This window comes from Sulfurovum sp. (assembly GCF_041562805.1).
Lineage (GTDB): Bacteria > Campylobacterota > Campylobacteria > Campylobacterales > Sulfurovaceae > Sulfurovum.
Genome location: NZ_JBFFOH010000174.1, coordinates 1 through 4,927, shown reverse-complemented (window position 1 = coordinate 4,927; position 4,927 = coordinate 1). Strand labels below are relative to the sequence as shown.

The window sequence follows — 4,927 nt, the reverse complement described above, 5'->3', positions numbered from 1 at the left end:
AGATTGTTGGCATTTCATCATATAAAAAGCTGGTTGTGGGATTCCCATAAATTTTCCTTGTCTGTTTTGACTCTGAAAGTCTGGTTCAGGGTATGCAAGTTGTGTTCTTCTTGGCGGTTTTAGGGGCTTTTTTGTCGTTTAAAACGTCTATAAAATTCGAAATCACTTACTATCTGTTCAACCTAAATATGACAGTCTATAATCTAATAACATTTTTTTACAACATTTCATAAGTTCTGCCAAGAACACGTTTAAGGCTTAGTTGTATAGAATTACGATTAATTATGTAGATACCTCTGTTATGAAAGGGCATTCATGCCGTTTAATTTGAAAGACACATTAGTAATTGGTATATCGGCTACGGCACTGTTTGATTTGTCCGAAGCAGATAATTTATTTCGAGAAGAGTTTGCAAAAGATCCTGACAGAGCTATAGAAAATTACAGAGAATATATGCTTAAGCATGAAGAAGACCCGCTGGACGAAGGTATTGGGTTCCCACTTGTTAAGGCGCTATTAAATCTCAACCAGTACAAAAAGAAAGATGAAGCTCCATTAGTAGAAGTAGTCATTATGTCTAGGAACAGTGCTGAAACAGGCGTGAGAGTATTAAATGCGATTAGGCAAATTGGTTTAGAAATCACTCGTTCAGCTTTTACGGCAGGTGAATCTGGTGCAGACTATTTAGAAGCCTTTGATGTGGATTTATTTTTGACGACTAATGAGTCAGATGCACAAAAGGTTATTGACAGTCGAGCATGTGCTTCTGCTGTTTTATCAATCCCTCCTGAATATAAATGTGATATACCGGAAGGTCAGGTTAGAATTGCTTTTGATGGAGATGCTGTTTTATTTGATGAATCCAGTGAATTGGTCTATAAACAACAAGGGATGCAGGCATTTCATGAAAATGAAAACAATGCCCAGGATGTTCCTATGAATGAAGGTCCGTTCGCTAGTTTCTTAAAAAAATTATCAAGATTACAAGAACGCTTACCTATGAAAGTTGAATTTTCACCTGTAAGAATTGCCATTGTGACAGCTCGAAATAGTCCATCTGATTTAAGAGTTATTAAGACATTAAGACATTGGGGTGTTTACGTTGATGAGGTTTTTTTCCTTGGCGGGATAGAAAAAAGCAACATTCTAAAAGCCTTCAAAGCCCATATCTTTTTCGATGATCAAGATGATCATTTACAAACATCCTCATTAGTAGTTCCATCAGGAAAAGTTCTGTATCCTTCATCTTCTCCGTTACAACTACATAATCAATTTAAGGAAAAATTGCATTAATTATTACAGCCTTAGTAGTGAAGAATATAACAACTTGTCAAAAAACGCGAGTGGCTTTTTAAATTGCTAACTTAAAGATGTTAAACTGCGCTGTAACGAATATTAAATTCAAAATAAATGATAACTGGAACTTAAATGACTGTAAAAACAAAAAATCAGAATCTTCAGAAAGCGAAAAGTTCAAAGAAAGACGAATTTTATACCCAACTCTCAGACATTGAGCGAGAGTTAAAGCACTACAAAAAGCATTTCAAGGACAAAGTTGTGTATTGTAACTGTGACGATCCACGAGTTAGTAATTTCTTCCATTATTTCTCATACAACTTTGAGAAGCTAGGTCTTAAGAAGCTCATAACAACCTGCTACCAAAATGCTGACATGAATTTGTTCAGTGAAAACAACTCTGAAGAAGCTATCTATCTGGAATATGATGGAGATAAGAACGGCAATCACGAGCCAGACCCTGAGGAAATTGGTATCAAGCAGCTAAAGGGTGACGGTGATTTTCGAAGCGAAGAAAGTATTGAGCTGCTGAAGCAGGCCGATATCATAGTCACAAACCCGCCGTTTTCACTGTTTCGCGAATATGTTGCACAGCTGATTGATCACGACAAAAAGTTTATAATTATAGGACATCAAAATGCTTTAACATATAAAGGAATTTTCAGCCTCATTAAGGAAAATAAAATCTGGCTTGGTCACGGGTTTAAAGGTGGTGCAGCTCATTTTATTACTCACTATGAGGACCATGCAACTGCAAGTGATCGTATAGAAGGGATGGTGAGGGTATCTGGTGTCACTTGGTTCACCAATTTAGACATCACAAAACGTCATGAGAACTTGATTCTCTATAAAACTTATAGCCCTGAAGAGTATCCGACCTACGTAAATTTTGATGCAATTGAGGTCAGCAAGACAAAGGACATTCCTATGGATTACGAGGGTGTCATGGGAGTGCCCATAACTTTTCTAGACAAATACAACCCAGATCAATTTGAAATTATTGGATCAAGCAGGGAACTTGGAAAGCCAATGTCAAATTTTGCAGAAAAAGGCACTTATCAACAAGGTGGGCCAAGTTTTTATCTAGATAATGGCGATGGTACTTACCGACGTTTGTACCATCGTCTTGTAATAAGGAAAAAGAAGGATTAAATAATGAATATTGTACTTAGAGAAATTACTGTACGCGAGCTCACCGAGAGTTATGAAGACAACGAAGAAGGTGGCGTTTTGGGTTACGGCGGTAAGCTAGATATTCGGCCACCCTACCAGAGGGAGTTTATCTACAAAGATAAGCAACGTGATGCTGTAATTGATACTATCAAACAGGAATTTCCACTTAATGTCATGTACTGGGCCGTCCGAGAAGATGGAAACTTTGAAGTTATTGACGGTCAGCAACGTACTATTTCGACCTGCCAGTACATTGAGGGAGACTTTGCTTTCAATGGCAGGTATTTCCATAACTTGCAAAGCGATGAGCAAGAGCAGATCATGGACTACAAGCTTATGGTCTATTTGTGCAGCGGCACGGACAGTGAAAAGCTGAAATGGTTTAAAACAATCAATATAGCAGGTGAAAAGCTGACTGACCAGGAATTGCGAAATGCGGTGTACTCAGGCGCCTGGGTTTCAGATGCAAAAAGATATTTTAGTAAAAGCAGTTGTGCTGCGTATGGTATCGGAAGCGATTATCTCAATGGTTCACCAATTAGACAAGATTATTTAGAAACAGCGATAAGATGGATTAGTGAAGATGACATTGAAGAATATATGGCAAAGCATCAACATGATCCGAATGCTAGTGCATTGTGGAGATACTTTCAAGACGTAATTACTTGGGTTGGAGCAACGTTTACAAAAAAAAGAACCAAGTACATGAAAGGTGTGAACTGGGGTGACCTGTACAATAAATACAAAGATGAAATATTTGATCCAAAGAAAATAGAAGAAGAAACTGCTGTATTAATTCTTGATGATGATGTAACCAATAAAAAAGGCATCTATCCTTATATTTTGACTCGTAAAGAAAAATATCTTTCTATCCGCGCCTTTTCTGATGCTATAAAACAAAAAGTTTATGAAAAACAAAAAGGTATTTGTACAGTATGTAATGAACATTTTGACTTGAGTCAGATGGAAGCCGATCATATTACACCTTGGCACGAAGGCGGGAAAACTAATGAAATAAACTGCCAGATGTTATGTAAGGAATGTAATCGGAGAAAGTCTGGTAAATAGAATTGCGTAATTCCTCGTTTCAAGTTGTACTTGGGAATGCGTACCTCAATCTCACACACTAATAACAACCTGACATAAAGAAGGAAATAGAAACGTGGAAGTTTTGTATATTATTGGCAACGGATTTGATTTATGGCATGATTTACCTACGAAATACACCGACTTCCATAAGTTTTCAGAAGACCATCTAGACGAGCTAGAGCAATATTTAGATGCTGACCTTACTACCGAAAACCCATGGCACGATTTTGAAGCGTATCTAGGTAAATTTGATACTGATAGATTCTATGATAACCATAATCTAATTGATCCTTTAGATGAATCATTCAAACCGAGTATGGTATTCGGCCTTGAAGATGAATTAAAAGATAAAGCTGACAGTTTAGTAAATGACATACGATATCAATTTCGAGAATGGATTGAATCAATACCAGTTGAAAATGCCAAAGAAAAGTTTTACTTTGAATCATCAGGACGATTCTTATCATTTAATTACACACCTCTTCTTCAAATGATCTACAGGATAGAGGATGATTATACATTTCATATTCATGGAAGCGTTAGTAACCATGATCAACTCATTTTTGGTCATGGTGAGTCAAAAGAAATAGAGCCAGAGTTTGATAATGATGGTAATAGCAATCGTACTATGTTCTCTGATGCTGAAGGTGCATCCCTATATCCATTTTTCGCTTTTCAGAAGCCGGTCAATGACATTCTAAACCAAAATAAAAGTTACTTTAAAAGTCTAAATGACATAGAAATTGTTATCGTCTTGGGCCATTCATTAAATGATATTGATATGCCCTATTTTAAAAAAATATATGAGATAACCAAAAGTAAAAAATGGATTATTAGTCAATATTCAGAGGACGAAGGGAAAAGTCACTTGAGACAATTAAAAAAATGGGGCATTATCCCAAACCAAATTACACTTTGTTCTATTGATAATATACAAACAGTACTTACGACTATACAAGAATCATAAATTTCGCCAACTAATACATCCATACATCTATTACTCAATCTAAAACTTCCCTTCTCATAGTTTATGTGCTGTTGACTGACAACCCCGATTACGATATATTATTAACAAATCGCATAATCACAGCATCTGGTCAGTCGCGACCCAAGTAACACCGAACCTTTCAAAAGGAGTTCCTATGACACTGAAAAGCCCCAAATTATACACAACACTGCTCTTGCTCCCCCTGCTCTTCCTCTTTACGGCCTGCACCGCCGGTGACGTGCAGTTCGTGCAGGTAGAACCTGCCGGGTTCTGGTATGGGCTTTGGCATGGGATGATCTCTTTTATTACCCTCATCATCCATATCTTCAATGAGAACGTCTCCGTCTATGAGGTCAACAACACGGGCGGCTGGTATGACTT

The 4,927-nt window shown here is 37.2% G+C and carries 5 protein-coding genes; all 5 read left to right on the top strand.

Annotated features, from left to right (window positions below):
• Positions 1–315: 315 nt before the first annotated feature.
• Positions 316–1,293 (top strand): 5'-nucleotidase, encoded by a 978-nt coding sequence (locus ABYK33_RS13775; protein WP_373033856.1) that lies wholly within the window; start codon positions 316–318, stop codon positions 1,291–1,293.
• Positions 1,294–1,428: 135 nt separating this feature from the next.
• Complete coding sequence (locus tag ABYK33_RS13770; protein ID WP_373033855.1) at positions 1,429–2,448, top strand: adenine-specific methyltransferase EcoRI family protein; 1,020 nt, start codon at positions 1,429–1,431, stop codon at positions 2,446–2,448.
• A 3-nt stretch (positions 2,449–2,451) separates the two neighbouring features.
• Complete coding sequence (locus ABYK33_RS13765; RefSeq protein WP_373033854.1) at positions 2,452–3,537, top strand: HNH endonuclease family protein; 1,086 nt, start codon at positions 2,452–2,454, stop codon at positions 3,535–3,537.
• 94 nt (positions 3,538–3,631) lie between these two features.
• Positions 3,632–4,525, top strand: coding sequence for a bacteriophage abortive infection AbiH family protein (locus tag ABYK33_RS13760; protein ID WP_373033853.1), 894 nt, complete (start codon positions 3,632–3,634; stop codon positions 4,523–4,525).
• A gap of 175 nt (positions 4,526–4,700) precedes the next feature.
• The coding region (locus ABYK33_RS13755; protein WP_373033852.1) for a hypothetical protein at positions 4,701–4,927 on the top strand (227 nt) is incomplete at its 3' end.